A 23,680-nucleotide genomic window follows, 5' to 3' on the forward strand; every position below is an offset into this window, starting at 1 on the left:
ATCAATCCAGCTTCAGCACCTTGGCCAGTACGATCTTGGGCCCTTTCATCTTCTTGATGATGATGCGCAGCCCTTCGACTTCCAGCACTTCCTCTTCTTCCGGCACGCGCTTGAGCGTCTCGTAGATCAACCCGGCCAGGGTTTCGGCCTCGATGTGGTCAAGGTCGATACCCAGCAGGCGTTCGACCTTGAACAGTGGGGTGTCGCCGCGCACCAGCAACTTGCCCGGCTGGTAGGCGAGAATGCCACGCTCGGTCTTGCGGTGCTCGTCCTGGATGTCGCCCACCAGCACTTCCAGCACGTCTTCCATGGTCAGGTAGCCGATCACCTTGCCATCGGCTTCCTCTACCAGCACGAAGTGCGCGCCGCCCTTACGGAACTGCTCCAGCAACTGGGCCAGCGGCATGTGCCGCGACACGCGTTCGAGTGGCCGGGCAAGGTCCTCCAGGTCGATGGTCTCTGGCAAGTGCTCCAGCTCAGCCAGCTCCAGCAGCAGGTCCTTGATGTGCAGCAGGCCGGTGAATTCTTCGCGCTCGGCGTCGTACACCGGGTAGCGGCTGAACTTGTGGCGGCGCACCAGGGCCAGGATCTGCTTCAGAGGCGCATGGGCGTCGATGCTGATCATGTCCTCACGCGAGTTGGCCCAGTCGACCACTTCCAGCTCGCCCATTTCCACGGCCGAGGCCAGCACGCGCATGCCTTGGTCGCTTGGGTCCTGGCCACGGCTGGAGTGCAGGATCAGCTTAAGTTCTTCGCGGCTGTAGTGGTGCTCGTGGTGCGGGCCAGGCTCGCCCTGGCCGGCAATACGCAGGATGGTATTGGCGCTGGCATTGAGCAGGTAGATGGCCGGGTACATCGCCCAGTAGAACAGGTAAAGCGGCACGGCGGTCCACAGCGACAGCAGCTCTGGCTTACGGATAGCCCAGGACTTGGGGGCCAGCTCGCCGACCACGATGTGCAGGTACGAGATGACGAAGAAGGCGACGAAGAACGAGATCGCCTTGACCAGCTCGGCGCTGTCCACGCCGAAATAGGCCAGCAATGGTTCCAGCAGGTGGGCGAAGGCGGGCTCACCCACCCAGCCCAGGCCCAGCGAGGCGAGGGTGATGCCCAATTGGCAGGCCGACAGGTAGGCGTCGAGCTGGTTGTGAACCTTGCGCAGGATGTTGCCACGCCAGCCGTGCTTTTCGGCGATGGCCTCTACGCGTGTAGCGCGCAGCTTGACCATGGCGAACTCCGCAGCAACGAAGAAGCCGTTGAGCAGCACCAGCAGGAAGGCAAAGATGATCATGCCGAAGTCGGCGAATAACGAGGTGAGGCTAATACCAGAGGAAGGGTCCATGATGGAGTTTTTACGGGGTCCGTCTTTGAGATAGAGAGAAAAAAAGTGCCAGCTTTTGCTGGCACAGGGGATCCAATGTAGCGGCTGGGGCCGTAAAAGCAAAGGGCAGCGGACTCATTGCAGTCCCTGTGGGAGCAGGCATGCCCGCCAAGGCCCGCGCAGCAGCCTCAATCTCAAGCCTTTTCGTTGGCCAATTGTGCTGGCGCAAAGTGACAGGTAAAGGTGCTGCCATGCCCCGGTACACTGCTGATTTCCAGCTTGCCCCGGTGGCGCATCAGCACATGCTTGACGATTGCGAGCCCCAGCCCGGTACCGCCGGTATTCGATGCACGGCTGGAGTCTACGCGGTAGAAGCGCTCGGTCAGGCGTGGCAAATGCTTGGCATCGATGCCCACCCCCGAGTCCTGCACCGACAGGTGTGCGCCCTGGGCATCGGCCCACCAGCGGATGCGGATGCTGCCTTCGTCCTGGGTGTACTTGACTGCATTGAACACCAGATTGGAAAAGGCACTGCGCAATTCCGACTCGCTGCCCTTCAGCTTGACGCCAGGCGCAGCTTCCAGGCTGATGCGCTGGTTGCGCGGCCCGGACAGGGCCTGGGCGTCGTTCTTGATGGCGGCGAGCAGGGCATCGACCGCCACCGGCTGGTTGTCCGATGGGTAATCGGTGGCTTCCAGTTTGGCCAGTAGCAACAAATCGTTGAGCAGGGTTTGCATGCGCGAGCCTTGCTGGCTCATTTGCTGCAAGGCGCGGCTCCACCGCGGGTTCACGTCCTCGACGTTGTCCAGCAGGGTTTCCAGGTAGCCGGTGATTACCGTCAGCGGCGTGCGCAGCTCGTGAGACACGTTGGCGACGAAGTCCTTGCGCATCTGTTCCAGCTGGTGAATACGGGTGACATCGCGCACCAGCATCAGGTGTTCATTGTTGCCGTAGCGGGTGATGTGCAACTGCACACGCATGCGGTCATTGATTGGCGAAGGGATTTCCAGCGGTTCGAGGTAGTTTTCTGCCTCGAAGTACTCTTTGAAGAGCGGATGGCGCACCAGATTGGTCACTTGCTGGCCGCCGTCCTGTGGGGTCTTGAAGCCAAGGAGGGTCTCGGCGGCGCGGTTCCACCATTCCAGGTTGCCGTCGCTGTCGAGCATGATCACCGCGTCACGCAGCGCAGCAGTGGACTCCTGCACCCGGTCGATCACTGCCTGCAGGCGGCCCCGTACGCGCTGGTCGCGGCGTTGCAGGTGGTAGATGCTATCGAATACCTCGCCCCACAGGCCGTAGCCATCGGGCGGTGCTTCGTCCGGTTGGTGATTGCGCAGCCAGTCGTGCAAGCGCAGCAGTTGCTTGAGGGTCCAGCCCAGATAGAGCGCCAGGCCAATGGCCAGGCTCCAGCCATAGTAGCCGCTGACCAGCCCGCCGATCAGGCAGACGGTAATCAGCAACAGCAGATGGCGAATCAGGGTTGCATGCCAGTTCTGGTTCAATTGACGATCCTTGTACAACGATGTGCAGCTTGGCGCTCCAGAGCTCGATCAGCTCTTGGTCGAGAAGCGGTAGCCAGTGCCCCGGACGGTTTGTACCAGATTCTCGTAAGCTTCACCCAGCGCCTTGCGCAGGCGACGGATGTGCACGTCGACGGTACGTTCCTCGACGTAGACGTTGCCGCCCCACACCTGGTCCAGCAATTGGCCTCGGGTGTAGGCGCGCTCCTGGTGGGTCATGAAAAACTGCAGCAGGCGGTATTCGGTAGGGCCCATCTCGGCCGGCTTGCCGTCGATGGTCACACGGTGGCTGATCGGGTCAAGCAGCAGGCCGCCGACCTCGATCGGCGCCTCGCTGTCGCTCGGACCCGTGCGGCGCAGCACGGCTTTCAGTCGCGCTACCAGTTCACGCGGCGAGAACGGCTTGGTGATGTAGTCGTCGGCGCCCACTTCCAGGCCCTGGATCTTGTTGTCCTCTTCACCCTTGGCGGTGAGCATGATGATCGGGATATCGCCGGTCAGTTCGTCGCGCTTCAGGCGGCGGGCCAGCTCGATGCCGGAGGTGCCCGGCAGCATCCAGTCGAGCAGGATCAGGTCCGGTTTGCGGTCGACGATGATCGCGTGGGCCTGTTGGGAGTTTTCCGCTTCCAGGCAGTCATAGCCGGCCATTTCCAGGGCAACGGCGATCATCTCGCGAATGGGTGCTTCGTCGTCGACGATCAGAATGTTCCTGCCTACCATGCTCAAAACCTCTCCTGGATTCGGTGTCTTGGCCCGCATTAGATAACGGAATTATTGCAGCTGTGTGACAGGGTGTTGGCCGTTCTGGCGACATTCCATGACTGAACTAGGCTACAGAGGGCCGCTTTAATGGCAACCCGAACCCATTTCCCCCGAAACAATGGTGAATCCAATGACACGACATACGCTGAGCTGGATGGCCCTTTTCACTGCGTTGGCGCTCCCGGGGGTGGCGTTGGCCCACCATGCCATGGAGAAGGATGGCAAGTGGGTCGATGATGCCGGCATGACCCTGTACACCTTTGACAAGGATGCGGGTGGCAAGTCGATGTGCAATGGCGAGTGCGCCAAGAACTGGCCACCGTTGATGGTCAAGAAAGAAGACGAAGCACCGAAGGATAAATGGACCCATGTAGAGCGTGACGACGGGTCGATGCAGTGGGCTTACGACGGCAAGCCGCTGTATACCTTCATCAAGGACAAGAAGGCCGGTGACATGACCGGTGACGGCATGAAAGACGTCTGGCACGTTGCCAAGCCTTGAGACAGCCGGGGCCGCTGTGCGGCCCATCGCGACACAAGGCCGCTCCTACATGGTTCGACGTACGCCGATCAATGTGTGCGGCCTTGTGTCGCGATGGGCTGCGCAGCAGCCCCAAACTACTCAGCGCAACGCGTAATCCAGCACCACCCCGATAAACACCAGCATCCCCGCCCAGTGGTTGTGCAGAAACGCCTTGAAGCACGATTCCCGGTCCAGCTTGCGTGTTGACCAGTATTCCCAGGCAAAGCACGCCGCCGCCCCCAGCAACCCAAGGTGGAACCAGCCACCCAGGTCGAAGCGGCTACCGGCCAGCAACAGGCAGCCCAGCGACAGCAACTGCAGGGTCAGGATGATGCTGCGATCAGCGTCGCCGAACAGGATCGCAGTGGATTTCACACCAATTTTCAGGTCGTCATCGCGGTCGACCATGGCGTAATAGGTGTCATAACCCACCGTCCACAGCAGGTTGGCGATATACAGCAGCCAGGCGCCGGCCGGCAATTCACCGCCAGCGGCTGTGAAAGCCATGGGAATGCCCCACGAATACGCCGCCCCCAGCACCACCTGCGGGTAGTAGGTGTAGCGCTTCATGAACGGGTAGCAGAACGCCAAGGCCACCGCCCCGAACGACAGCCAGACGGTGCGGCTGTTGGTGCACAGCACCAGCAGGAAACTTACCCCGACCAGAATCGCGAACAGTGTCAGCGCCTCGCGTGGCCGCACCCGGCCACTGGCCAGGGGGCGGTCGGCGGTCCGCTTGACGTGGCCGTCAACCTTGCGGTCGGCAAAGTCGTTGATGCAGCAGCCGGCGGCGCGCATCAGCACCACACCAAGGCCGAAGATGAGCACATTGGCCAGGGTGGGTGACCCATTGCCGGCAATCCACACTGCCGACAGGGTCGGCCACAACAGCAGGTAGATGCCTATCGGCCGGTCCATACGGCTGAGCTGGACGAAGTCCCAGGCCCGTGGGTGCAGGCGGTTGAGCGACTTGAGCAGTTGCAGGTACATCAGCGGTTTTCCTCCTTGGCCGCTTGCCACAATGCCGGCAGAAACACTTCTGCCACCAGCAGGTCCAGACCGTTGCGCTCGAAGCGCGAGCGGCGGCCCCAAAGCGCCGCATGTGCAGCTTCGGACGGCAGCCATGCCTGTGGGTAAGTACACACTTCGAGCGGATGACGGATGAACGCCTGGTCGCAGAACAGCAGCTCGCCCAGCGAGCGGCTGCCCAAGGATTCCAGGTCCAGGCCACCACGTTCCAGTGCGCTACGGCTGGCCACGCTGCGGGCGAACACCCAAGGTTGGCCATGGCCGCGCAGGTACACTTCGCGCACCCAGCCTTCGGCGCCAGCAGCGATGCCCAGCGCTTGGCATTCGTCATCGCGCAGCAGCTGCCAGCCCTCGAACAGCGGGGTGACGGAAAAGTGATCGATGGACAGACGGGTCAGGCGGCGGGTCAGCGAGCCCTCGTCGAACAGCCAGTCAAGGGTGGGCTGGTCGATGTCGGTCGCCAGCTGTGAATACGGCAGCCACGCGACAGCGGCTGCTTGCGGGGATTCGTACGACACGTCGGTATGCTTTGTTACAGCCAGAGAGGCGGCGAGCTTAGCATGATTGCCCCAACTGCTTGCATACTGCCGGCAGGGCCGCTACAAAGCCCCCACGCATTGCGCGCTGGCCCCATTCGCGGGCAAGCCCGCCCGGCCTGCGCGGTCACTGTAGGCGCGGGCTTGCCCGCCAAGAGGCCATCAGCCGCAACACAAGCCCCAGCCTGAACCGAGGAAATAGACCTGATGAAAAAGTGGCAATGTATTGTCTGTGGCCTGATCTACGACGAAGCCGAAGGCTGGCCCGACGACGGCATCGCCCCCGGCACCCGTTGGGAGGATGTGCCTGAGGATTGGCTGTGCCCCGACTGTGGCGTCGGCAAAAGCGACTTTGAAATGATCTCCATCGGTTAATCGAGGAAAGCACGACATGACGTCCCCTGTGGTAATCATCGGTACCGGCCTTGCGGGCTACAACCTGGCCCGTGAATTTCGCAAGCTCGATACGCAGACGCCGCTGTTGCTGATCACCGCCGACGATGGTCGTTCGTACTCCAAGCCGATGCTGTCCATGGGCTTTGCCAAGCAGAAGGACGCCGACGGCCTGTGCATGGCTGAGGCGGGTGCCATGGCCGAGCAATTGAACGCCGAGGTCCGCACCCATACCCGCATCAGCGGCATCGACCCGGGCCACAAGCGGCTGTGGATCGGCGAAGAAGCCGTGGAATACCGCGATCTGGTGCTGGCCTGGGGGGCGCAGACCGTGCAAGTGCCGATCGAGGGTGATGGCGGCCATCTGGTATTCCCGATCAACGATCTGGAGGACTACGCGCGCTTCCGTGCTGCCGCCGCGGGCAAGCAGCGTGTCCTGATCCTCGGCGCCGGCCTGATCGGCTGCGAATTCGCAAACGACATGAGCCTGGGTGGTTTCAAGGTCGACGTTGTGGCGCCGTGTGAACAGGTCATGCCGACCCTGCTGCACCCGGCCGCTGCGGCGGCTGTACAGGGTGGGCTGGAGGGGCTGGGAGTACGCTTTCACTTGGGGCCGGTGCTGACCCGCCTGCAGCAGGTGACCCAAGGCCTGGAGGCGCACCTGTCGGATGGCAGCGTGATTGCCTGCGACCTGGTGGTTTCGGCCATCGGCCTGCGCCCACGTACCGACCTGGCTGCCGCAGCTGGGCTGCAGACCAATCGAGGTGTAAGCGTAGACCGCGAGCTACGTACATCACACGCCAACATCTTCGCCCTTGGCGACTGTGCCGAAGTCGATGGCATCAACCTGCTGTACGTGATGCCGCTGATGAGCTGTGCCCGGGCGCTGGCGCAAACCCTGGCCGGCAAGCCGACGGCAGTTTCCTACGGGCCGATGCCTATCACCGTTAAAACCCCGGCCTGTCCGCTGGTCGTCTCGCCAGCGCCACAGGGTTGCGAAGGCACCTGGCAGGTAGAGGGGCAGGGCAGTGACCTCAAGGTGCTCTGCCTTGATGCCGACGGCAAGTTGCTGGGCTACGCCCTGACCGGAGCGGCGGTGATGGAGAAGCTGGCGCTGAATCGTCAGTTACCAGCGGTTATGGCGTAAATAGCGGCTGTTCTGTCGGATTTATCCTGTTGTTGCCTGCACAATGGCCGCCCAGATACTGGCGCGGCCCCTGAGCTCGTGCCATTCTCACTCCCGTCTGCCGCAGATTAGAGCCTGCGGTGCCTTGAGCGCTGCTCCCAGAGGCAGCACGGCATAACAACAAGAATTCCGTCAAAGAGGCTTCACTATGCGCAAACCAGAACTCGCCGCCGTCATCGCCGATAAGGCTGGGCGGCGGCAAAAACTGAGTGCAACACCTGACCTTTCCGGTACGGTGCTGCCCCTATGTCTTATACCGAACTCAGCGTTGAAGAGCGCGCCACCATTCAAATCGGTCGTACCCAAGGCTTCAGCCTGCGCAGGATTGCCTGCTTGATCAACCGATCCCCTTCGACCATCAGCCGTGAGCTGCGCCGTAACCGAGGTGCTTGCGGTGGCTACTCGGCCCGTCTGGCTCAGCAGCAAATGCAGGCCCGCCGCCAGGTTTGTCGACCGATGCGAAAACTGTTGCCGGGTAGCGAGCGCTTCGAACTGGTGACCCATATGCTGCGTGAGCGTTTGTCTCCCGAGCAGATTGCCGGCAAGCTGCGCAGCATGAACATACCCAACCTGCGAGATGCCTACGTCTGTCGCGAGACGATCTACAACGCGATCTATGCCCTGCCAGTGGGTGAGCTGCGTAAGGAGCTGATCATCTGTCTGCGCCAAGGCAAGACGACGCGCCGGCCGCGCTCTGGTGGCGTGGATCGGCGCGGCCAGATCCCCGAGATGGTCAGTATTCATGTGCGCCCGCCGGAGATTGAAGACAGGCTGATGCCGGGGCATTGGGAAGGCGACCTCATCAAGGGTAAGGCCAACGCCTCGTCCGTCGGTACGCTGGTGGAACGCACCAGTGGCTACCTGATGTTGGTGAAGATGAACGACGCAACGGCGACTTCGGCGCTGGAAGGCTTCAGCGCCGCGCTCAATAGCATGCCGCTGGAGATGCGCAAGAGCATGACTTACGACCAGGGCCGGGAGATGGCGCGACACGCCGAGATCACCCAAAGAACCGGCGTGGCGATCTACTTCTGCGACCCGCACAGCCCCTGGCAGCGCGGCAGCAACGAAAACATCAACGGCCTGATTCGCCAGTACTTGCCCAAGGGCACAGACCTGTCGGTACATAGCCAGGAGGAGCTGGACGCCATTGCGCTGCAACTGAACATGCGACCGCGCAAGCGCTTCGACTTCAAATGCCCCATCGAGGTGATGGGAGAGGTCATGCAAAATGCCATGGCAATGCGGCATGATGCTCCGGTTTCAATTCAATAACCGTGTTGCACTCAGCTCCTGCAACCGCCCTGATCTGACCAAGGAAAAGGCCAATCAGGTTTTGAACGCGATTCTCGACAGCATTACCGGTGCCCTGGACAAGGACACCGTGACCTTGGTCGGTTTCGGCACCTTCGAAAAACGTCATCGCGGCGCGCGTACCGGCAAGAACCCGCAAACTGGGGAACCGGTCAAGATCAAGGCCAGCAATACCGTGGCCTTCAAGCCTGGCAAGAACCTGCGCGACAGCGTTAACGCCCCCGCCAAACCAGCCAAGAAAGGCAAGTGATCGCTCCCTGACAACCCCAGTGTCGGCCAAGCGGGCGCCCCAAGGCGCCCGTTGTGCTTTCTGCAGGCAAAATGTTTCGAACTTGCATAAATAGTTCTGGAAAAGGATAAACTGCGCGCCTTAGTCACTTTTCATTCGAGGCGCGTTGATGAAGTTCCGCTTTCTTCTCTGGGCCATGGGGCTGTTGATGGCCAGGGCCAGCCGTAATAACCCCGCATTCCAGCAGCAGCTCAAGGGCAAGGACTTGGTGTTCCAGATGCAGACCCTGGACGGCAAGGTCGCCCGACACTTCATCGTCCACAACGAACGCATCAGCAGCAAGGGCGGCGCGCACCCACAGCCGGCGTTCGCCATTGCCTTCAGGGACGCCGCTTATGGCTTCGCCACCATGCAGGCGGGTAACAAGCAGCTGGCGTTCATGCAGGGGATTCAGGAAAAGCACATCCAGATCAAGGGCAATCCGGCGCTGGTGATGTGGTTCCAAGGGTTGATGAAATACCTGAAACCTAAGAAGAAAGGCTGAAACCCGACGGGGATGCTGACGCTTCACCTGTGGGAGCGGGCGTGCCCGCTCCCACAGGCTATGTGCTAATGCTTAATGCGGTGTGTGGAACTGCGAAGCCAGCTCACGCAACAGGTTCTCGGCTTCGAGCACCTTGTTCACCACATCCTCAGCCTTGTCCCGGGTAATGCTCAGGCGTTCCAACAGCTCGTCAGGAATCTCTTCCTGCGGCCCTGAGCCTATACCTCGCGAGCGCAGCAGGCGGGTGGCCAGGCACACCAAGTTGGGGAACGCGAAATATTCGCCGTCGTAGGCTGGATCGTGCTGAAAGCGCAAGGCAGTCGACAGCTCTTCTGGCATGTCCCACAGCTTCATCAGCCAGGCACCGATCTGTTCGCGGCTGATGCCCAGCAAGTGTTGTTCCACATAGGTGTGGTTCAAATGCGGGTTGACCTCAAGGTGGCGGCAAATCAGCGAAAAATGCGGTGGGAACACGTGCGCCAGCAGCAGGTAGCCAAAGTTGTGCAGTAGCCCGGCTAGGTAAGTCAGCCCGGCCTCGGGGCGTTCTGCGCGCGGCATGGCGCGGGTCAGGCCTTCGATGATCGCGGCGGTGTAGATCGATTGTTGCCAGTAGGGCGTGGCCTGCTGCGGGTGGTCTTTGGGCAGGCTCAAGGTCTTGCCCAGCGCCAGGCCCAAGGCCAGGTTGATCACCAGGTCGAAACCCAGCACACGCACGATGGCGTCTTCTACCGAGCGGATCTTGCCCGGTGATCCATAGTAGGGCGATGCAGCCCAGCTCACCACCTGTGCCGCCAGCGCCGGGTCGGTTTCGACTACGCCGGTGATGTCGTCGATGCTGGCGTTGGGATCTACCCGCAGCTTGATGATCTTCTGCGCGGTGTCGGCGAGCGGTGGAATTTCGATGGTTTCTTCCAGGCGTTTCTGAATGCGTCGGGCAGTGAAGGCCTGGACCGCATCGGTGATTTCCCGGGTGTCGTCATCGGGGCGGTCGAGATTGGGGCTGATCGCTTCGACTTGCTGGCCAAAGCTGCTGGCGCTGGCCTTGGCCAGCATGCGCTTGAAGTGTGCGCGTTCGATTTCCAGCAACAGGCCGGCTTCGCCTGACTGGATAAAGACAGTTTCGGCGTCGAGCAGGCTCTTTTCGTACTGACATGGCGAGCTGGTCAGCGCCGGGATGCCCGGCAGGGCCTTGAGGTGGTGCTTGTCGAGCATCTGCTTCAGGCGCGGCACCGACACCGCGGTCAGCTTGCGCCCGGTCAGCTCGGCCAGGCGGTTGAGGTCCAGCAGGTGGCTCTGCGGGAACAGCACCATGAGGGCGCCGACCTCGTCGTCGAGAAGGACAGCCTGCACCCGCGAAGCCGCAGGCAGGTGCGAGTGTTCGACCACCTGGCGGTAGGGCACGCCGAGCTTGTCGAGCAGCAGCCTGATGACGGAGGGGGCGTGTGGGGTTGCGGTGTCCAGGGCAACTTCAGTCATGGTCCGTATCCACTGTTTCTTTTAAACGCGAAGTATAACCAGCCTGCGAGCAAATCTGGATCCATTCTGGGACTGGCGTCACACTTGGCCATATTGTTGGCCGTGGCGCAGCCAGCGGTCCAGCAGCGGGCTGACGTGTTCCGGCCAGCGTGATACCAAGGCCTGGGCCGCGTCGCGCACGGCCGGCAGCAGGTCGGCGTCGCGCATCAGGTCGGCGACCTTGAACTGCAGCAGACCGGTCTGGCGGGTGCCGAGCATCTCACCCGGGCCCCGCAGTTCAAGGTCTTTTTCGGCGATGATGAAGCCGTCGTTGGTCTCGCGCATGATCCCCAAGCGCTCGCGGCCGATCTGCGACAGCGGCGGGTGGTACAGCAGCACGCAATGGCTCACGGCACTGCCTCGGCCTACCCGGCCGCGCAGCTGGTGCAACTGTGCAAGGCCCAGGCGCTCGGGGTTCTCGATGATCATCAGGCTGGCGTTGGGCACGTCCACGCCCACCTCGATGACCGTGGTCGCGACCAGAAGCTGCAGGTTGCCAGCCTTGAACTCGGCCATGATCTCGGCTTTTTCCGCCGGTTTCATGCGCCCGTGGATCAACCCCACCCTCAGCTCGCCTAGCGCGCTGCCAAGCTCCTCGTAGGTGCTTTCGGCGGCCTGGCAGGTGAGTTCTTCGGACTCTTCGATCAGCGTGCATACCCAATAGGCCTGGCGCCCCTCGGCGCAGGCGGCGCGTACCCGCTCGACCACTTCGAAGCGGCGGCTGTCGGCCACCAGCACGGTGTTCACCGGCGTACGGCCTGGCGGCAATTCGTCGAGCACCGAGGTGTCCAGGTCGGCGTAGGCGCTCATGGCCAGCGTGCGCGGAATAGGTGTGGCGGTCATGATCAACTGGTGCGGGCACAGTTCGCCGGCCACGCCCTTCTTGCGCAGGGCCAGGCGCTGCTGCACGCCGAACCGGTGCTGTTCGTCGATGATCGCAAGGGCCAGGTGCTTGAACCTTACCTCTTCCTGGAACAGCGCGTGGGTGCCGACCACCATGGGTGCACCGTTGGCGATCTGCTCCAGGGAAGCAGCCCGGGCCTTGCCCTTGAGTTTGCCGGCTAGCCAGGCGACTTCGATGCCCAGCGGTTCCAGCCAGCGCTTGAAGGTAATGTAGTGCTGCTCGGCGAGGATCTCGGTGGGTGCCATCAATGCCACCTGGTAGCCAGCCTCCAGCGCCTGCAGCGCCGCCAGTGCAGCGACCACGGTCTTGCCGGCACCCACGTCGCCCTGCACCAGGCGCATCATCGGTTCGTGTTGGCTAAGGTCGTAGGCAATTTCGTTGGCTACCCGCTGCTGCGCGCCGGTCGGCTGGAAGCCCAGGTTAGCCAGGTATTGCGCCTGCAGGCGCGTGGCCTTGGGCAGTACCGGCGCACGCAGGCTGCGCAGGCTTTCGCGCAGGCGTTGCTGCGACAGCTGATGGGTCAGCAACTCTTCGAAGGCCAGGCGGTGTTGAGCCCAGTGCTGGCCTTCGGCGAGCTCGTCGAGGTCAGCGTCGGCCGGCGGGTTGTGCAGGTAGCGGATGGCTTCGTCCAAGGGTGCCAGCTGGTAGTCCCGGGCAAGTTCGTCAGGCAGCCAGTCGGGCAGGCTACGCGGGCCAAGCAGCGCAAGGCTCTGCTGGCACAACAGGCGCAGGCGTTGCTGGGTAAGGCCTTCGGTGGACGGGTAGATCGGCGTCAGGGTCTGCTCCACCGGTGGTGGTGGCTCGTTGCCGTTCAGCGCACGGTACTCCGGGTGGTAGATTTCCAAGCCCGAAGCGCCGGGGCGGGCTTCTCCGTAGCAGCGCAGGTGGGTGCCCCGCTTCAGGCCCTCCTTCTGCGCGTTGCTGAAGTGGTAGAAGCGCAATGTCAGCACACCGCTCCCGTCGCCCAGGCGCACCACCAGGCTGCGGCGCTTGCCCATGGTCACATCGGCACCACTGACCACGCCCTCGATAACCGCGTCCTGGCCGGGACGCAGTTGGCCGATTGGCACCACGCGCGTACGGTCCTGGTAGCGCAGGGGCAGGTGGAACAACACGTCCTGCAGGTTTTCCAGGCCGACCTTGGCAAGTTTCTCCGCCATAGCCTCGCCCACGCCTTTCAGTACTGTGACCGGGACCTTCGACAGCTCACTCATGACTCAGGCCGGTTGTTCCGCAGGGTTTTTGGCGACCGAGCACAGGCGGATCGAATCGGCGAGGATCTCGATGGCCTTTGGCCGCGGGAAGCTGGCGCGCCAGGCGATGGCGACCGTGCGGAACGGTGCCGGTGCCGTCAGCGGGCGCACTTCGATGACGCCGGGGGCATAGTGATGGCTGTGCACTGCCGACAGCGGCAAGATCGATACGCCAAGGCCGGAAGCCACCATGTGACGGATGGTTTCCAGCGAGCTGGACTCAACCGTGGTGTGCCGTGAGCCTTCACCCCCCTTGTTCAGGGTAGGGCAGGCTTCCAGTACCTGGTCACGGAAGCAGTGGCCCTCACCAAGCAGCAGCAGGCTCTTGTCGTTGAGCATGGCGGTGTCGATGGTCTTCTTCGCCGTCCATGGGTGGTCGGCAGGCATCAGGGCGCAGAACGGTTCGTCGTATAGCGGTAGCGTCAGCACGTCGGCTTCGTTGAACGGCAGGGCGATGATCACCGCGTCCAGTTCGCCGTTGCGCAGCTTTTCGCGCAGTACGTGGGTGAAGTTTTCTTCGATGTACAGCGGCATTTGCGGCGCTACGCGGTGCAGCTGCGGGATCAGGTGCGGGAACAGGTAGGGGCCGACGGTGTAGATAGCGCCGACCTTGAGCGGAGCGGTCAGCTGATTTTTGCCGGCCTGGGCCAGCTCGCGAATGCCTTGGGCCTGCTCCAGTACCTTCTGCGCTTGGGCGACGATGTTTTCGCCGACCGGGGTCAGACGTACTGCGCTTTTGCTGCGCTCGAAGATCAGAACGCCAAGCTCGTCCTCGAGCTTCTTCACACCGACCGACAGGGTGGGTTGGCTCACGTGACAGCGCTCGGCGGCATGGCCGAAGTGCTGTTCCTGGGCGAGTGTGACGATGTAGCGTAATTCTGTGAGGGTCATAACGTGCGTCCATGAAGTTGCGAGCCCAGCATAGCGGCTGCAATTGATAGACGCACGTTATCAGACTTGCCGAATTGTGACAGAAACAAAAGTCTTAGCGGCGGTCCAGTGAGTAGACGAACGGTGCCACGACTTCAATCGTGCCATTGTTCAGCAACTCGGGTGGCGGCTTGGGTACCGTGCCGGCCCGACGGATCATTTCCAGGGTCGCCCGGTCCAGTGCGGCACTGCCCGAGCCACCGGCCATGGAGTACGACACGACCTTGCCTTCGGCGTCGACCACGAAGCGCAGGCGGTTCATGCCTTGCAGGCCACGACGGCGCGCGTCTTCCGGGTAACGCTTGTACTTGGCAAGGTGGCGCAGCAGGTCGCTCTGCCAGGTTGGCAGGGCGTTGCTGTTGGACGCAATGCTCGGTGCCGGTGCCGCGGACTTCTGCGGTGGCGTGTTGCTGGGCGGTGCGTCCACCGTTTGCTCGGTGGGTGGTGCTTCCTTCGGCGGCTCAGGCTTTTTCTCGGGCTTGGGCGGCTGCGGCTTGGCCTTTGGCTTGGGCGGCTTGGGGATGGCGATCTTGGGTTTGGGCGCTTCTGCCAGCTTCGGCAACGGTGGTTCCTCGACCGGTGCCGGTGGCTGCGGAGCTGCCTTTGGGGGTGGTGGTGGCGCAGGCTCCGGCAACGGTGCCAGTTCGACCATCATCGCTGCCGGGGGCAGTTCGATGGCCTGTGGTACCGACCAGTTGAGCGTCAGCAGCACGGCGACCACGTGCACACCCAGCACGATCGCCAGGCTGCCACCGTAGCGCGCCATGTTAGAGCGCGTTTTCATCATTTCTTGGCTGCCGTCTCGAGACCTACCAGACCGACTTTCAGGTAGCCGGCCGCGCGCATGTTGTTCATCACCTCCATCAGGTCGCCGTAATCCACGCCTTTGTCAGCCTGGAAGAAGATGGTGGTTTCCTTGTCACCCTTGGTCTTGGCGTCGAGCATCGGGCCAAGCTGGTCGGGTGCAGCAACCTGATCGTCGCCGACATACAGCTTCTGGTCGGCCTTGACGCTGACGAACACCGGTTTCTCTGGCCTTGGCGCCGGTTTGGCGGTTGAGGCCGGCAGGTCGACCTTGATGTCGACCGTGGCCAAGGGGGCGGCGACCATGAAGATGATCAGCAGCACCAGCATCACGTCGATGAACGGCGTAACGTTGATTTCGTGGTTTTCGGCGAGGTCGTCGCCACCTTCGTTGAGATGCAGGCCCATGGCTTACCCCACTTTCACCATGTGCGGGGCGGCGCGCTCGCTACCCTGGTGGTCCAGATCACGGCTGACCAGCAGCAGTACCTGAGCGGAGGCATCGGACACCTGCGCCTTGTAACCGGCAATGGAGCGGGCGAAGACGTTGTAGATGACCACGGCCGGGATTGCCGCGACCAGGCCCAGAGCCGTGGCCAGCAGCGCTTCGGCGATACCTGGGGCAACGACGGCCAGGTTGGTGGTCTGGGTCTTGGCGATGCCGATGAAGCTGTTCATGATGCCCCATACGGTACCGAACAGGCCAACGAACGGTGCGGTGGAGCCGATGGTTGCGAGGACGCCGGTGCCGTTGCTCATGGTACGGCCGCTGGCATGCACCAGGCGCTCCAGACGGAAGCTGACGCGCTCCTTGATGCCTTCTTTTTCGCGGGCGTTAGTCGAAAGGCGCATCTCTTCGAGGGCATCGTGGACCAGGGTATGGGCCAGGGTGCCTTCCTTGTTGGAGACTTCGCTGGCTTCCTTCAGGGTGGTGGACTTCTTCAACTGGGCGATTTCACCCCGCAGGCGGCGCTTGGCGCCCATCAGCTCGAAGCCTTTGGCAATCCAGATGGTCCAGGTGATGATGGAGGCGATGGCCAGGCCGATCATGACGATCTTCACCACGATGTCGGCGTTCTTGTACATGCCCCATGGGGACAGGTCATGGGCCATGCCCAGCGAGGTGTCTTCGACCAGGGCTTGAACGCTTGGGTCTGCATCTGCCGGGTTGGTGGCAGTGGCACCAGGCGCCGGCGCATCGACCGGGGCAGCAGCGGGTGCGGCCGGGGCAGTAGCAGCCGCAGGTGTGGCTGCGTTGGTGGTTGGCTCATCGGCCATGGCCACCGGGGCCAGCACCAGGCTGAGTGTCAGCGCGGCGATGGCGCGCCAGGCGCGCGACGGGGTTGGCGAAGCGGAAGGTTGAGTACGTGTCATGCTGGCCGGACCTGATGAAGAAAAAGTGAACGTTCTCCAAGGCCTCGATGTAGGCCGAGAACAATTTGGCGGCCATTATTGCAAGTAATTCTTGTTAACAAAAGTAATATTGTAGCTTTTTTCGCCTATGGTCTAGCCGCCCATCGTGTAGCGTGGCCAGGCTGATCAATTGGTCTAGGGAGTTTAGAGATGTCAGACCTTTCCGTGATGGTGGTGGGTTGTGGTGATGTGGGTGGGCGTCTGGCCAAGCAGATGTTGGCTAAAGGCTGGCAGGTGAGCGGCCTGCGCCGTTCTGTTGGTCAGCTGCCCGCAGGGGTTCAGCCGGTTGCCGCAGATTTGGCCGAACCGTCGATACCGCAGGCCTGGCCACAGGGCCCGCTGGACTACCTGGTGTACTGCGTGGCGGCCAGCCAGCACGATGAGGCGGGTTACCAAGCAGCCTATGTCGATGGTTTGCGCCATGTGTTGGCCTGGTTGGCCGAGCGTGGCCAGCGCCCGCGTCGCCTGCTGTTCATCTCAAGCAGCAGTGTGTATGCGCAGAAAGGCGGCGAGTGGATAGAGGAGGGCGCTGCCACCGAGCCTGAGGGCTATTCCGGGCGTGTGATGCTGGAGGCTGAACGGTTGGCATTGGCCAGCGGCATCCCGGCGAGCGTGGTCCGCCTGACCGGTATCTATGGCCCAGGGCGTGAGTGGTTGCTGAGCCAGGTGCGTCAGGGTTACCGCGTTGCCGAGGAGCCGCCGCTGTATGGCAACCGCATTCATGCCGAAGATGCCGCCAGCCTGCTGGCGTTTCTGCTGCAGGCCGATGCTGATGGCAAGGCTCTGGACGACTGCTACATTGGCGTTGATGACGACCCGGCGCCACTGGCCGATGTGGTGGCCTGGCTACGGGCGTACATGGGGGTTACCGAATGGTCCGATGAGCAGCGGGTGCGGCGTACTGGCAGCAAGCGCTGCAGCAATGCGCGGGCGCGGGCGCTGGGCTGGGCGCCTGAGTATCCGAGCTACAAGGAAGGCTACGCCGCGATCCTGGCAGGAAAAGCCTAGCTGGCAAGTGGCGCGATGCCTTGTGGGAGCAACTGTCTTGCTCAATTTCTAAAAGCTGGCGCGATCCCTGTGGGGGCGGGCTTGCCCGCGAACACGGGCGAAGCCCGTGCCATCCACCGCGGTGTCTTCTTCGCGGGTAAACCCGCTCCTACAGGGGCCGCGCATCATCTCAGCTGCGCTCCAGCGCCCACTGACGCTTGCCCGCTGCCAGTTCTGGCATTTCATCCGGCTGTGCACGGTTCACTGCCTGGAAAATCTCCAGCTTGTCACCATCGCGCTTGATGATGAACGGTGCACCACGCTGGTTGCGCTCCAGCCACAGGCTGTCATTGTTGCCACCCATGGTCGCGCAATCACCTGCCAGGCACAGGGCGAAGCGGTCCGGCCCCGGTAGGCCGGTGACGTTGCCGGTATCGCTGAAGCGTACACTGGCACCTTTGCCTTGGCCGTCGACGATCTTCCAGTCACCACCCAGGTAGGCCTGGTAAAGCGCTTTCTCGAAGCTGCTGCCCAGTGGTGCATTGGCTGTCGCCGGTGTCTTGGCGCGCACGAAGGTTTGCTTGGCGCCGTTCTGGGCGACGGCCAGCAGCTCGTCGCCATCGAGCGAAAGCTGCTCGGTCTGGCCGCCTTGGAAACGGGCCTGCCATTGCTTTTCATTGGCGCTCAGCTGGCCGTCAGCGGCCTCGAAACCATTGCTATAGCTAGCTTGCTGATTGGCCACGTCGAGCTTCCACTCGAACACTGGGCCGTGCTCATTCAGCGCCTGGCGCAGGCTGCCGGCTTTGACCGCCGCAGTGATGGCTTCCTGGTTGATCCAGATGCCGTTGAAATCTTCGGGTTTGTGGCTGGTGCAGCCGCCCAGTAGCAGGGCTGCCAGCGCAAAGGGCAGTGCTTGACGCATGACGGGGTAACCTTGCAGAGGAAGGAGGGTGACGGGCAGGGCCCGTCACCAGGGCATCATTCGATGACCAGGATGGCGTCCATTTCGACCTGGGAGCCTTTCGGCAGCGCGGCAACGCCGATGGCGGCGCGGGCCGGGTAGGGCTGTTCGAAGTAGCGGCCCATCACCTCGTTTACCTTGGCGAAGTGGCTCAGGTCTGTGAGGAAGATGTTCAGTTTCACGATGTCCTTGAACGAACCGCCAGCAGCTTCAGCCACGGCCTTGAGGTTCTCGAACACCTGCACGGTCTGGGCTTCGAAGCCTTCAACCAGTTCCATGGTCTTCGGGTCCAGAGGGATTTGGCCCGACATGTACACGGTGTTGCCGGCCTTGATCGCCTGCGAGTAGGTGCCGATGGCGGCAGGGGCCTTGTCGCTGTTGATGACGGTTTTGCTCATGATGACTCCTTGCGGTTGGCGGACTACGTACGCATGCGGGTGATGCGGACCACACCGGTCAGGGTACGCAGCTTCTTGATCACACGCGCCAGGTGCACGCGGTCGTGCACGCTGACCACCAGTTGGACCACGCTGATACGGCCGTCGCGTTCGTCCATGCTGATCTTTTCAATGTTGCCGTCGGCGGCGTTGACGCTGCTGGCCAGCAGGGCGATCAGCCCGCGCTGGTGTTCCAGTTCGACACGCAGTTCGACATTGAACTCGCCAGTGATGTCCTTGGCCCAGGAGAGTTGCACGCACTTTTCGGGGTTGTGGCGGATTTCACTGATGTTGCGGCAGTTCTCCAGGTGCACGACCATGCCTTTGCCGGCCGACAGGTGGCCGACAATCGGGTCACCCGGGATCGGCGTGCAGCACTTGGCGTAGCTGAGCACCAGGCCTTCGGTGCCGCGGATCGCCAGCGGGCCTTCTGGCGCCGGCAGCTGTTCGCCTTCGGCCGACAGCAGGCGGCGCGCGACCACGTAGGCCATGCGGTTGCCCAGGCCGATGTCTTCGAGCAGATCTTCTATCAGCTCCAGGCGGTACTCGGCGAGAATAGACTCGATGCGTTCCTGGGGGATTTTCTCCAGGCTGCTGTCGAAGCCAGTGAGCACCTTGTTCAGCAGGCGCTCGCCCAGGCTGATGGATTCGGAACGGCGCTGTTGCTTGAGCGCGTGGCGGATATTCGTGCGTGCCTTGCCTGAGACCACAAAGTTGAGCCAGGCCGGGTTTGGCCGAGCGCCCGGGGCGCTGACGATTTCCACTGTCGAGCCGCTTTGCAGCGGTTCGGACAGCGGCGCCAGGCGGCGGTTGATGCGGCACGCGATGCAACTGTTGCCAACGTCGGTGTGCACCGCGTAGGCGAAGTCGACGGCCGTGGAGCCTTTGGGCAACTCCATGATTCGGCCTTTGGGCGTGAACACGTAGACCTCGTCCGGGAACAGGTCGATCTTCACGCTCTCGATGAATTCCAGGGAGTTGCCGGCACGTTGCTGCAGTTCGAGGATACCCTTGACCCACTGGCGGGCACGCGCGTGGCTGCCCTTGGGCTGCTCGTCGTCGTTTGACTTGTACAGCCAGTGCGCGGCGATGCCGTTGTTGGCCATTTCTTCCATTTCGCGGGTGCGGATCTGGATTTCGATGGGCACGCCGTGCATGCCGAACAGGGTCGTGTGCAACGACTGGTAGCCATTGGCCTTGGGGATCGCGATGTAATCCTTGAAGCGTCCGGGCAGCGGCTTGTACAGGTTGTGCACGGCGCCGAGCACGCGGTAGCAGGTGTCAACCTTGTCGACAATGATGCGGAAGGCATACACGTCCATGATCTCGTTGAAGGCACGGCGCTTGCCGCGCATCTTCTTGTAGATGCCATAGAGGTGTTTCTGCCGACCGCTGACCTCGCCCTCGATGCCGTCGGCGGACAGGCAGTTGGCCAGCGAGTGCTCGATCTTGGCGACGATTTCTTTGCGGTTGCCGCGTGCGCTCTTCACTGCACGATGAATCAGCGACGAGCGCATCGGGTGCATGGCCTTGAAGCCAAGGTCTTCGAACTCCACGCGCACGGTGTGCATCCCCAGGCGGTTGGCGATGGGGGCGTAGATCTCGAGGGTTTCCTTGGCGATGCGCCGGCGTTTTTCGCCAGACAGCACTTCCAGGGTGCGCATGTTGTGCAGGCGGTCGGCCAGCTTGACCAGGATCACGCGGATATCGCGGGCCATGGCCATGGCCATCTTCTGGAAGTTTTCCGCCTGCGCCTCGGCCTTGGTCTCGAAATTCATCTGGGTCAGCTTGCTGACCCCATCGACCAATTCGGCCACGGTCTCGCCAAATTGCTGGCTGAGGGCTTCCTTGGCGATGCCGGTGTCTTCGATCACATCGTGCAGCATGGCCGCCATCAGGCTCTGATGGTCCATGTGCATGTCGGCGAGGATGCTGGCCACGGCCAGCGGGTGGGTCACGTAGGGCTCGCCACTGCGGCGGCGTTGCCCATCGTGAGCCTGTTCGGCGTAGAAATAGGCACGCCGAACCAGGTTGACCTGTTCGGGGCCAAGATAGGTCGACAGCCGTTCGGCCAAGGCTTCTATACCCGGCATGGGTTCACCTCCTGCCGAGGAAGAGGGCCTTGCGCCGTACGACGTCGACCTGGCATCAATCAGACAGCCTCGTTGTTCTCGTCCTCGAACGCGGCGAACACCGGATCCTCGGTGACGATCTCTTCAGCGGCGATGAACTCGTTGGTGACGATGCCTTCGGCAATTTCACGCAGGGCAACAACGGTTGGCTTGTCGTTTTCCCACGCAACGCGTGGCTCTTTGCCGCCGGTCGCCAGCTGGCGAGCGCGCTTGGTCGAGAGCATGACCAGCTCAAAGCGGTTATCCACGTGTTCCAGGCAGTCTTCAACAGTTACGCGGGCCATGGTCTTCCTCAGTAGCAATTGCGGTGGGCGTGCAGCCCATTAATGGGCAGGCGGACTCGATAGTATAAAAATTCACCAGCCAATAGGGAAGCGCTGTTTTGCCGGGCGGTACCTGCAAACCCTGCGATGCCTTCTTCGCGGGTGAACCCGCTCCTACAGGGACCGCGTAGCTTGTCGCGGCGGGTTTACCCGCGAAAGAGCCGGAACAGACACCCTCAGTGCATGAGCCTGACGATAACCTCAGAGCATCGCGTCACGCAACCGCGGGGTCAGCTCTTCGAACAAGGTCTGCACCGAGCGCAACGCCCGGCAATCCGGCCGGGTCAGCAACCACAGCTGAGTGTCGCAGCCGGGCAGGGGACCGCTGAGAGCATCCACCCCAGGCAGCGCATGCACCATGTAGTCCGGGAGTGCTGCCACGCCCAGGCCGGCCATTACCAACTGGGCGATGGTCGACATGCTGCTGCACTGGTAGCGCGGGCTCAGGCCCGGGTGTTGTTGGTTGCGCCAGACCACCGTCGGGTGGTCCTGCATCGAGTCGTCTGGTGCGATCCACGGCACGCTGGCGGGGGACTCGCTCAGGCGCTCGCGCCACTGTGGCTGGCCGCAGACTACATAGGAGGTCGAACCCAGGTTGCGGCCAACCAGGTGCTCCGGAGGTGTGTTGGTCAGGCGCAGGGCGATGTCGGCGTCGCGCCGGCTGAGGTTGGCGAAGGTATTGGAGGTGCCCATCTCCAGCGACAAAGCCGGGTAGTTGGACATGAACTCGGCCAGCGCCGGCAGCAACAGGCTGTGCATCACCGCCTCTGTGCAGGTCAGGCGCACCGTGCCGCTGACCACCTGCTCGCCACTGGTCATGGCAATGCGCGCCGCTTCCAGCGCCTGCTCGGCACGTTCGGCCTGCTCGGCCAAGGCCTGTGCAGTGTCAGTCGGCAGATAGCCCTTTCGGCTCTTGACGAACAAAGCAGTGCCCAGCGCTGACTCCAATCGGCGGATCGAGCGGAATACGGTCGAAACGTCGACTTTGAGCAGTTCGGCGGCTTTGGCCAGCGAGCGGCCACGTTCCAGTGCCAGGACCAGAGAGAGGTCTGCGTGGGTTATCTGATATTGCATTGATGCACGCTCTGCTTGCCAAATTGCCAATGTCTGTTGCGTCTGGGCCATTTTATAGTGAAACGGCCCCCCGGAATCAATGCGCCCGGTCGGGTAACCAGTCCCCACGATGGGAAAGTGAAAAGAACAACAGCTGCAACCATCGTCGCCCGTGAGGCGCCAGCCGTATCCCCACATCGCCGCAGCACATCAAAGGATGTACACCATGACGTCGGTAACCCCGTGCGCCAGTTCTTCCAGCGAGATGAATGACTTCCTCCAGGCCCATCCGGACACGCAGTACGTAGACCTGCTGATCTCCGACATGAATGGCGTGGTACGTGGCAAGCGCATCGAGCGGGCCAGCCTGCACAAGGTGTACGAGAAGGGCATCAACCTGCCCGCATCGCTGTTCGCCCTTGATATCAACGGTTCCACTGTCGAAAGCACCGGCCTTGGCCTGGACATCGGCGACGCCGACCGTATCTGTTTCCCGATCCCCGGCACGTTGTCGGACGAGCCGTGGCAGAAGCGCCCCACCGCCCAGCTGCTGATGACCATGCACGAGCTGGATGGCCAGCCGTTCTTCGCCGACCCGCGTGAAGTGCTGCGCCAGGTGGTGAGCAAGTTCGACGACCTGGGCCTGGATATTTGCGCCGCGTTCGAGCTGGAGTTCTACCTGATCGACCAGGACAACCTCAACGGCCGCCCGCAGCCGCCGCGCTCGCCGATCTCCGGCAAGCGCCCGCAGTCGACCCAGGTGTACCTGATCGACGACCTCGACGAGTACGCCGACTGCTTGCAGGACATGCTCGAAGCAGCCAAGGAACAGGGCCTGCCTGCCGACGCCATCGTCAAGGAAAGCGCCCCAGCGCAGTTCGAGGTCAACTTGCACCACGTGGCGGATCCGCTGAAGGCCTGCGACTATGCGATCCTGCTCAAGCGCCTGATCAAGAACGTCGCCTACGACCATGAAATGGACACCACCTTCATGGCCAAGCCCTACCCGGGCCAGGCAGGCAACGGCCTGCATGTGCACATTTCATTGCTGGACAAGAAAACCGGCAAGAACATCTTCGCCAGTGACGATCCGCTGCAAAGCGATACGCTGCGCCACGCCATTGGTGGCGTGCTGGAAACCATGCCGGCGTCGATGGCCTTCCTGTGCCCCAACATCAACTCCTACCGCCGCTTCGGTGCGCAGTTCTACGTGCCCAATGCGCCGAGCTGGGGCCTGGACAACCGCACCGTGGCCGTACGCGTGCCCACCGACAGCAGCGACAATGTGCGCCTTGAGCACCGTGTAGCCGGCGCCGATGCCAACCCGTACCTGATGCTCGCGGCGATCCTTGCCGGCGTTCACCATGGCCTGACCAACAAGGTCGAGCCCGAGGCGCCGATCGAAGGCAACTCCTACGAGCAGCTGGAGCAAAGCCTGCCGAACAACCTGCGCGATGCCCTGCGCGCGCTGGATGACAGCGAAGTCCTCAACCAATACATCAGCCCGGACTACATCGATATCTTCGTGGCCTGCAAGGAAAGCGAACTGGCCGAGTTCGAAGTGTCGATTTCCGACCTCGAGTACAACTGGTACCTGCACACGGTGTAAGC

General features: G+C 62.3%; 24 protein-coding genes. 8 read left to right on the forward strand and 16 right to left on the reverse strand.

Features of this window, described 5'->3' with window-relative positions; translation table 11 throughout:
- Position 1: 1 nt before the first annotated feature.
- The 3 genes from AA098_RS00370 to phoB all read right to left on the reverse strand — a co-directional run bounded on the left by AA098_RS00370 (position 2) and on the right by phoB (position 3,561).
- The gene (locus AA098_RS00370) at positions 2 to 1,342 is read right to left on the reverse strand and encodes a hemolysin family protein (protein WP_003253336.1); all 1,341 of its coding nucleotides are present in this window, start codon (positions 1,340 to 1,342) and stop codon (positions 2 to 4) included.
- A 173-nt stretch (positions 1,343 to 1,515) separates the two neighbouring features.
- Positions 1,516 to 2,823, reverse strand: coding sequence for a phosphate regulon sensor histidine kinase PhoR (gene phoR, locus AA098_RS00375; protein WP_003253338.1), 1,308 nt, complete (start codon positions 2,821 to 2,823; stop codon positions 1,516 to 1,518).
- Positions 2,824 to 2,871: 48 nt separating this feature from the next.
- Positions 2,872 to 3,561, reverse strand: coding sequence for a phosphate regulon transcriptional regulator PhoB (gene phoB, locus AA098_RS00380; protein WP_003253341.1), 690 nt, complete (start codon positions 3,559 to 3,561; stop codon positions 2,872 to 2,874).
- A gap of 172 nt (positions 3,562 to 3,733) precedes the next feature.
- Here phoB and AA098_RS00385 point away from each other — a divergent pair, with 172 nt between their 5' ends.
- A complete protein-coding gene (locus AA098_RS00385; protein ID WP_003253343.1) occupies positions 3,734 to 4,105 on the forward strand; it encodes a hypothetical protein in 372 nt (123 codons plus the stop codon).
- Positions 4,106 to 4,225: 120 nt separating this feature from the next.
- Here the strand turns inward: AA098_RS00385 and ubiA are convergent, their stop codons facing one another.
- Both ubiA and AA098_RS00395 read right to left on the reverse strand, forming a co-directional pair.
- The gene (gene ubiA / locus AA098_RS00390) at positions 4,226 to 5,116 is read right to left on the reverse strand and encodes a 4-hydroxybenzoate octaprenyltransferase (protein ID WP_004575206.1); all 891 of its coding nucleotides are present in this window, start codon (positions 5,114 to 5,116) and stop codon (positions 4,226 to 4,228) included.
- Positions 5,116 to 5,673 (reverse strand): chorismate lyase, encoded by a 558-nt coding sequence (locus AA098_RS00395; RefSeq protein WP_004575207.1) that lies wholly within the window; start codon positions 5,671 to 5,673, stop codon positions 5,116 to 5,118. Before AA098_RS00395 ends, ubiA begins: the two co-directional genes overlap by 1 nt.
- Positions 5,674 to 5,898: 225 nt before the next feature.
- Here AA098_RS00395 and AA098_RS00400 point away from each other — a divergent pair, with 225 nt between their 5' ends.
- From AA098_RS00400 to AA098_RS00420, 5 genes are all read left to right on the forward strand, one after another.
- Complete coding sequence (locus AA098_RS00400; RefSeq protein ID WP_003253349.1) at positions 5,899 to 6,066, forward strand: rubredoxin; 168 nt, start codon at positions 5,899 to 5,901, stop codon at positions 6,064 to 6,066.
- 16 nt (positions 6,067 to 6,082) lie between these two features.
- A complete protein-coding gene (locus tag AA098_RS00405) occupies positions 6,083 to 7,231 on the forward strand; it encodes an NAD(P)/FAD-dependent oxidoreductase (protein ID WP_060544887.1) in 1,149 nt (382 codons plus the stop codon).
- Between the two features lie 285 nt (positions 7,232 to 7,516).
- Positions 7,517 to 8,545 carry an IS30-like element ISPsp7 family transposase gene (locus AA098_RS00410; RefSeq protein WP_011911495.1) on the forward strand — a complete coding sequence of 343 codons (1,029 nt, stop codon included), beginning with the start codon at positions 7,517 to 7,519 and terminating at the stop codon, positions 8,543 to 8,545.
- A complete protein-coding gene (locus tag AA098_RS00415) occupies positions 8,523 to 8,834 on the forward strand; it encodes an HU family DNA-binding protein (RefSeq protein ID WP_064615152.1) in 312 nt (103 codons plus the stop codon). The genes AA098_RS00410 and AA098_RS00415 overlap by 23 nt, the downstream gene beginning before the upstream one ends.
- Positions 8,835 to 8,982: 148 nt before the next feature.
- A complete protein-coding gene (locus tag AA098_RS00420) occupies positions 8,983 to 9,357 on the forward strand; it encodes a hypothetical protein (protein WP_003253357.1) in 375 nt (124 codons plus the stop codon).
- Positions 9,358 to 9,429: 72 nt separating this feature from the next.
- Here the strand turns inward: AA098_RS00420 and AA098_RS00425 are convergent, their stop codons facing one another.
- From AA098_RS00425 to exbB, 6 genes are all read right to left on the reverse strand, one after another.
- A complete protein-coding gene (locus AA098_RS00425) occupies positions 9,430 to 10,833 on the reverse strand; it encodes an aminoacyl-tRNA deacylase and HDOD domain-containing protein (protein ID WP_003253359.1) in 1,404 nt (467 codons plus the stop codon).
- Between the two features lie 78 nt (positions 10,834 to 10,911).
- The gene (gene recG, locus AA098_RS00430) at positions 10,912 to 12,990 is read right to left on the reverse strand and encodes an ATP-dependent DNA helicase RecG (protein ID WP_014861179.1); all 2,079 of its coding nucleotides are present in this window, start codon (positions 12,988 to 12,990) and stop codon (positions 10,912 to 10,914) included.
- A gap of 3 nt (positions 12,991 to 12,993) precedes the next feature.
- A complete protein-coding gene (locus AA098_RS00435; RefSeq protein ID WP_003253362.1) occupies positions 12,994 to 13,920 on the reverse strand; it encodes a hydrogen peroxide-inducible genes activator in 927 nt (308 codons plus the stop codon).
- A gap of 94 nt (positions 13,921 to 14,014) precedes the next feature.
- Complete coding sequence (locus AA098_RS00440) at positions 14,015 to 14,746, reverse strand: energy transducer TonB (RefSeq protein WP_003253366.1); 732 nt, start codon at positions 14,744 to 14,746, stop codon at positions 14,015 to 14,017.
- Positions 14,743 to 15,171: a TonB system transport protein ExbD gene (exbD, locus tag AA098_RS00445; protein WP_003253367.1), complete on the reverse strand. Its 429-nt coding sequence runs from the start codon at positions 15,169 to 15,171 to the stop codon at positions 14,743 to 14,745. The genes AA098_RS00440 and exbD overlap by 4 nt, the downstream gene beginning before the upstream one ends.
- A 3-nt stretch (positions 15,172 to 15,174) precedes the next feature.
- A complete protein-coding gene (gene exbB / locus AA098_RS00450) occupies positions 15,175 to 16,137 on the reverse strand; it encodes a tonB-system energizer ExbB (RefSeq protein ID WP_064613729.1) in 963 nt (320 codons plus the stop codon).
- Between the two features lie 189 nt (positions 16,138 to 16,326).
- Here exbB and AA098_RS00455 point away from each other — a divergent pair, with 189 nt between their 5' ends.
- Positions 16,327 to 17,184, forward strand: coding sequence for an SDR family oxidoreductase (locus AA098_RS00455; protein WP_019752798.1), 858 nt, complete (start codon positions 16,327 to 16,329; stop codon positions 17,182 to 17,184).
- A 169-nt stretch (positions 17,185 to 17,353) separates the two neighbouring features.
- On the opposite strand, the gene AA098_RS00460 is transcribed toward AA098_RS00455, so the two are convergent.
- From AA098_RS00460 to AA098_RS00480, 5 genes are all read right to left on the reverse strand, one after another.
- Positions 17,354 to 18,085: a hypothetical protein gene (locus AA098_RS00460; protein ID WP_003253373.1), complete on the reverse strand. Its 732-nt coding sequence runs from the start codon at positions 18,083 to 18,085 to the stop codon at positions 17,354 to 17,356.
- A gap of 56 nt (positions 18,086 to 18,141) precedes the next feature.
- Positions 18,142 to 18,522, reverse strand: coding sequence for a RidA family protein (locus AA098_RS00465; RefSeq protein ID WP_003253379.1), 381 nt, complete (start codon positions 18,520 to 18,522; stop codon positions 18,142 to 18,144).
- 23 nt (positions 18,523 to 18,545) lie between these two features.
- Entirely contained in the window at positions 18,546 to 20,654 is a 2,109-nt protein-coding gene (gene spoT / locus AA098_RS00470) for a bifunctional GTP diphosphokinase/guanosine-3',5'-bis pyrophosphate 3'-pyrophosphohydrolase (protein WP_003253381.1), read from the reverse strand.
- Between the two features lie 59 nt (positions 20,655 to 20,713).
- Positions 20,714 to 20,977 (reverse strand): DNA-directed RNA polymerase subunit omega, encoded by a 264-nt coding sequence (rpoZ, locus tag AA098_RS00475; RefSeq protein ID WP_003253383.1) that lies wholly within the window; start codon positions 20,975 to 20,977, stop codon positions 20,714 to 20,716.
- Positions 20,978 to 21,217: 240 nt separating this feature from the next.
- Positions 21,218 to 22,090: a LysR family transcriptional regulator gene (locus AA098_RS00480; RefSeq protein WP_003253385.1), complete on the reverse strand. Its 873-nt coding sequence runs from the start codon at positions 22,088 to 22,090 to the stop codon at positions 21,218 to 21,220.
- A 205-nt stretch (positions 22,091 to 22,295) separates the two neighbouring features.
- On the opposite strand from AA098_RS00480, the gene AA098_RS00485 reads away from it, so the two are divergent.
- Positions 22,296 to 23,678 carry a glutamine synthetase family protein gene (locus tag AA098_RS00485; RefSeq protein ID WP_003253387.1) on the forward strand — a complete coding sequence of 461 codons (1,383 nt, stop codon included), beginning with the start codon at positions 22,296 to 22,298 and terminating at the stop codon, positions 23,676 to 23,678.
- The last annotated feature ends 2 nt before the right edge of the window (positions 23,679 to 23,680 follow it).

It is taken from the genome of Pseudomonas sp. JY-Q, from assembly GCF_001655295.1.
GTDB lineage: Bacteria > Pseudomonadota > Gammaproteobacteria > Pseudomonadales > Pseudomonadaceae > Aquipseudomonas > Aquipseudomonas alloputida.

Excerpts from the sequence above, each read along its gene's own strand:
- rpoZ (WP_003253383.1), bottom strand. The coding sequence starts at position 20,977 with ATGGCCCGCGTAACTGTTGAAGACTGCCTGGAACACGTGGATAACCGC.
- recG (WP_014861179.1), bottom strand. The coding sequence starts at position 12,990 with ATGAGTGAGCTGTCGAAGGTCCCGGTCACAGTACTGAAAGGCGTGGGC.
- AA098_RS00425 (WP_003253359.1), bottom strand. The coding sequence starts at position 10,833 with ATGACTGAAGTTGCCCTGGACACCGCAACCCCACACGCCCCCTCCGTC.
- AA098_RS00370 (WP_003253336.1), bottom strand. The coding sequence starts at position 1,342 with ATGGACCCTTCCTCTGGTATTAGCCTCACCTCGTTATTCGCCGACTTC.
- AA098_RS00385 (WP_003253343.1), top strand. The coding sequence starts at position 3,734 with ATGACACGACATACGCTGAGCTGGATGGCCCTTTTCACTGCGTTGGCG.
- AA098_RS00400 (WP_003253349.1), top strand. The coding sequence starts at position 5,899 with ATGAAAAAGTGGCAATGTATTGTCTGTGGCCTGATCTACGACGAAGCC.
- AA098_RS00415 (WP_064615152.1), top strand. The coding sequence starts at position 8,523 with ATGCTCCGGTTTCAATTCAATAACCGTGTTGCACTCAGCTCCTGCAAC.
- AA098_RS00480 (WP_003253385.1), bottom strand. The coding sequence starts at position 22,090 with ATGCAATATCAGATAACCCACGCAGACCTCTCTCTGGTCCTGGCACTG.
- AA098_RS00465 (WP_003253379.1), bottom strand. The coding sequence starts at position 18,522 with ATGAGCAAAACCGTCATCAACAGCGACAAGGCCCCTGCCGCCATCGGC.
- AA098_RS00440 (WP_003253366.1), bottom strand. The coding sequence starts at position 14,746 with ATGATGAAAACGCGCTCTAACATGGCGCGCTACGGTGGCAGCCTGGCG.
- AA098_RS00485 (WP_003253387.1), top strand. The coding sequence starts at position 22,296 with ATGACGTCGGTAACCCCGTGCGCCAGTTCTTCCAGCGAGATGAATGAC.
- AA098_RS00435 (WP_003253362.1), bottom strand. The coding sequence starts at position 13,920 with ATGACCCTCACAGAATTACGCTACATCGTCACACTCGCCCAGGAACAG.
- phoB (WP_003253341.1), bottom strand. The coding sequence starts at position 3,561 with ATGGTAGGCAGGAACATTCTGATCGTCGACGACGAAGCACCCATTCGC.
- AA098_RS00455 (WP_019752798.1), top strand. The coding sequence starts at position 16,327 with ATGTCAGACCTTTCCGTGATGGTGGTGGGTTGTGGTGATGTGGGTGGG.
- exbB (WP_064613729.1), bottom strand. The coding sequence starts at position 16,137 with ATGACACGTACTCAACCTTCCGCTTCGCCAACCCCGTCGCGCGCCTGG.
- AA098_RS00420 (WP_003253357.1), top strand. The coding sequence starts at position 8,983 with ATGAAGTTCCGCTTTCTTCTCTGGGCCATGGGGCTGTTGATGGCCAGG.
- AA098_RS00410 (WP_011911495.1), top strand. The coding sequence starts at position 7,517 with ATGTCTTATACCGAACTCAGCGTTGAAGAGCGCGCCACCATTCAAATC.
- AA098_RS00405 (WP_060544887.1), top strand. The coding sequence starts at position 6,083 with ATGACGTCCCCTGTGGTAATCATCGGTACCGGCCTTGCGGGCTACAAC.
- AA098_RS00460 (WP_003253373.1), bottom strand. The coding sequence starts at position 18,085 with ATGCGTCAAGCACTGCCCTTTGCGCTGGCAGCCCTGCTACTGGGCGGC.
- spoT (WP_003253381.1), bottom strand. The coding sequence starts at position 20,654 with ATGCCGGGTATAGAAGCCTTGGCCGAACGGCTGTCGACCTATCTTGGC.
- ubiA (WP_004575206.1), bottom strand. The coding sequence starts at position 5,116 with ATGTACCTGCAACTGCTCAAGTCGCTCAACCGCCTGCACCCACGGGCC.
- exbD (WP_003253367.1), bottom strand. The coding sequence starts at position 15,171 with ATGGGCCTGCATCTCAACGAAGGTGGCGACGACCTCGCCGAAAACCAC.